Genomic DNA, 498 nt, shown 5'->3' with positions numbered 1-498 from the left:
AGGCTCATGAGCGCCATGTAGATGCACTTCAACGCGGCGGCCGGGAGTGTCCAATAGACGGCGGATCTGATGATCAAGGAGATGCGTCTGATGACGGAGACCGCCGTGGAGAACGAGCAGGCTGCGCAGGTGGTTCAGACACCGCCGAGTGCGGTGTCGGACGAGCAGCTCGTCGCGATGCTCGTCGACCGGGCCCGGAATGAGGGCCTGCAACTGACCGGCGAAGGTGGGCTGTTGCAGCAGCTGACCAAGCGGGTCCTCGAGTCGGCTCTGGAAGGCGAGATCACTGATCACGTCGGCTATGAGAAGCACGACCCGGCCGGGAAGAACAACGGCAACAGCCGCAACGGCACCCGGGCCAAGACCGTGCTGACCGACGTCGGCCCGGTCGAGGTCAAGGTGCCTCGCGATACCGCCGGCACCTTCGAGCCGCAAATCATCAAGAAGCGGCAGCGCCGCCTGACCGGCGTCGACGAGATGGTGCTCTCCCTGTCCGCG

1 protein-coding gene is annotated in these 498 nt (G+C 65.1%); it reads left to right on the top strand.

Features of this window, described 5'->3' with window-relative positions; translation table 11 throughout:
• Window positions 1–177: 177 nt before the first annotated feature.
• Window positions 178–498, top strand: a 321-nt coding sequence (locus tag AC5WRT_RS39050; RefSeq protein ID WP_496101115.1) for a transposase, incomplete at its 3' end; no start/stop codon positions are given.

It is taken from the genome of Streptomyces sp. NTD91, assembly GCF_059510455.1.
This window is presented reverse-complemented; position numbering and strand designations above follow the sequence as displayed.